Source organism: Blautia sp. AF19-1 (assembly GCF_003479155.1).
Classification (GTDB): Bacteria; Bacillota; Clostridia; order Lachnospirales; family Lachnospiraceae; genus Fusicatenibacter; species Fusicatenibacter saccharivorans.
On the sequence record NZ_QUGQ01000063.1, the window covers coordinates 1 to 525 of the forward strand.

The following is a 525-nucleotide window of genomic DNA, read 5'->3' on the forward strand; positions in this document are numbered from 1 at the left end:
GAGCAGCGGGAACAGCGGGAAGCAATGGAACGCTCCCTTACAAGGGACGAGGAACGGATTGAGGTTCTGGATAAAATGGTCATGCGGCTGTATGAGGATATGATTGCAGGGCGTATCAGTGAGCAGAATTTCAACACCATGCTGGAAAAGACACAGACCGAGCAGACGGAGCTTAAAGCAAAAGTGTCCGAGGGCAGGAAGCGGCTGTCCGATGAAGCCCAGCTTGCCAATGACGCAAAACAATGGGTGGAAGCCATTCAGGAATATGCCAACATCACAGAGCTGGACGCAGCCACCCTTAACCGCTTAATCAAAGAAATCGTCGTGCATGAGCGCATTGACGAAGATAAAACAAGACACATTTCTATCGAAATTCATTTTAATCTCAAACCCATCCCAGAGGTGGAACAGGTCACTGCCTGACCTGTCCTACCGGGACGATTCTCTTAAAAACACCATATAGATTTTTTGTACGCCGCCGCCCGCCATCGAGCAGAGTTTTACACCTAATTGGGGATAAAACAG

1 protein-coding gene is annotated in these 525 nt (G+C 49.0%); it reads left to right on the forward strand.

Annotation, left to right across the window (positions count from 1 at the left end; translation table 11 throughout):
• Positions 1 to 423, forward strand: a 423-nt coding sequence (locus DWX26_RS16635; protein ID WP_118601797.1) for a DUF4368 domain-containing protein, incomplete at its 5' end; no start/stop codon positions are given.
• Positions 424 to 525 lie beyond the last annotated feature (102 nt).